The organism is Intestinibacter sp., from assembly GCF_051866655.1.
Classification (GTDB): Bacteria; Bacillota; Clostridia; order Peptostreptococcales; family Peptostreptococcaceae; genus Intestinibacter.
Map to the genome: position 1 here is coordinate 1 of NZ_JBJDXL010000560.1, position 2,046 is coordinate 2,046.

The 2,046-nt window shown below is 31.4% G+C and carries 2 protein-coding genes; both read right to left on the reverse strand.

Annotation, left to right across the window (positions count from 1 at the left end; translation table 11 throughout):
* On the reverse strand, positions 1-336 hold a 336-nt coding region (locus tag ACI3VO_RS16900), incomplete at its 3' end, for a hypothetical protein (RefSeq protein ID WP_439759023.1).
* Positions 337-470: 134 nt separating this feature from the next.
* Positions 471-2,046: InlB B-repeat-containing protein (locus tag ACI3VO_RS16905; protein ID WP_439759024.1), on the reverse strand; the 1,576-nt coding region annotated here is incomplete at its 5' end.

The following is a 2,046-nucleotide window of genomic DNA, read 5'->3' on the forward strand; positions in this document are numbered from 1 at the left end:
TTCTATAGTTGTTACCTTCATCCCATTTATTTTTGAAGGTATAGTTATTTCTGTATCTTGACCTGTATATCCAGTTATTATTATCTCTGAATTATATACAGTATAAGTAAAATTTTCAAATGTTAAGCTGTCACTGCTAGTTGAGACAGTGTTGGCAGTAGCTACACTATAATTGGCTTGAGATATATTTTCTACCTCAAAATTACTTGCAATAGCTTTTTCAGTTTTGTAGATTTCACTAGTCAGTGCATAAGATAGTATTTGACCCAGACCTGAGCTAAATACAAACGAAGCAGTAATTGTAAATACTATTGCTTTTTTAAAAAGTTTTATCATTTTCCTTCCTCCTTTGTCTATAATATGGTAATTTATTACTTATATAATATCAAAAAAATTGGAATGTAGTAAAATAAATAAAAATTACTTCACTACATTCCCTAATTTTATTTAATACTTATTAATCGATTTTATTAACTATTTAATAATCTATTTATAGTTGTTGACCCCTTCTTATATGGTGAATAAACAGTATATTCATTACCAGCCTTATCCTTGTAAATTACATAAGCTGATGCTGTTATTTCTGCATCAAATTGAGCTCTTGGTATATTTACTAAAGTTCCTAAATAAGTTACATAATTCTTTTCCTCATTCACTTCGTAGTTTACCTTACCTATAGATTGAGCTATATTAGGAGTATCTAGTGTCAATGATTCTCCCTCTGGTAGTAATCTAGCTGGAAGTATTATAGTTCCTTTTTCTACTATTTCATCGCCATCGTTGTAGATTCTAGTACCAAATCTTATACCACTCTTATCGTCTACTACTGCTTTGACTTGAGCTCCAAGCATGTCTACATGAGCCCATTTAGCTGTATATGTTACGTCCTCTGTATATGTAGCTCCTAATTCGTACTTAGTAGTTGTATCATCAGTATCCTTAAACCATCCTACAAAAGTATATCCAGCCTTAGTTGGAGCTTCTGGTGTATAATTTAATTTACCTTCTGAATCTACAGCTCTCTTTATCTCTTGAGCTCCGTTATTTGGATTGAATTTTACAACCTTTTCTACATCTACTGTTTCACCCTTTGGAGCTTTGTATATCTTATCGACTGTTCCATCTCCATCTATATCTACATTAAGAACTGTATCCTCTGTAGAAACTGGTTTAGTTGTTATAATTGTATCTTTAGTTATTGGAACATCTTTAATTGTTGTCTCACTTTCTAACTCATCATCTGAATTAAAATAACGTATAGTGTAATCCATTGTACCTTCACCATTACCATTTAAAGTAACATCGTAATCGTCACTCGTATCTACACAAGCCATTTTTATATCGTCATTTTGACCTATTATATCAAGTCTACCAAAAGATGTTTGTGCGTCAAATTCTGATGCTGATGAATTTAATGCTTCTCCATTTGCTTCGATGTTTACATCTACTGGACAAGCTACACGAAGAACCATAAATCCACCACCGCCTACTGACTTTTGACTTGATGTTGTGTCATCTGATGGTGTGCTGGTTTCTTCTATAATTTCTAATTTTTGTTTTATCCATTCTATAGTTGTTTTATCAGTTATTTTACCATTTTGATCTATAATTTTAGCATTTTGAACAATTTGAGTATGGTCTCCATCAGCAAAACAATATCTATCCTGAGGCAATCTCTTAACTGCTTGGCACATTGTCGCTGAAATATACGGTACTGTACCATCGCCTTTTGTCTCGTATTTTAAATCATCTTCATAATATATGAAGCTTACATCATCGCTTTTGTTAAATTCAATAGCTGTTATAGTCTTTTGATTTTTACCAATTAAGAAATAAGCGTTATCGTAATCTAATAAATTGTTATATCCTGTACTTCCCTTAATAGATTCTTGGAAGATTAGACCCTCATCGCATTTTTCTTTGAATATATTTTTACATATAGTTTTATACTCATCAAATGAAATAGCTTCTTTAAATGTTATATACATAGGAACCCTTGAAACATAATTTTCTGAAGGTACTAGCTCTGCAGCAGTAGTTATTTTT